Genomic DNA, 255 nt, shown 5'->3' on the forward strand with positions numbered 1-255 from the left:
GTCCTGTGGGTGAAGCGCTGATCATGACCGCGATCGGTCTGGGCGTCGCTGTTCCTGCCGTTCTGGGTTACAACTTCCTGGTACGCCGCAACAAATCCGCGATGGAAGAAGTACGTGCTTTCGCTGCTGACCTGCACTCCGTGCTGCTGTCCGGCAACATGGGCAAGAAATAATCTGACCGGAATCACAGGAGGCAACGCCTCCTGAACTCCGCACACCAGACCCCGGCCCCGTCGTGCCCTGACTGTCTCCTGT

The 255-nt window shown here is 59.6% G+C and carries 1 protein-coding gene; it reads left to right on the plus strand.

What is annotated here, in order from left to right:
* On the plus strand, window positions 1–173 hold a 173-nt coding region (locus KDM89_RS23150), incomplete at its 5' end, for a MotA/TolQ/ExbB proton channel family protein (protein WP_212689901.1).
* Window positions 174–255: the final 82 nt, after the last annotated feature.

The sequence above is a fragment of the Cognatundibacterium luofuense genome (assembly GCF_018139685.1).
GTDB lineage: Bacteria > Pseudomonadota > Gammaproteobacteria > Burkholderiales > Burkholderiaceae_D > Undibacterium > Undibacterium luofuense.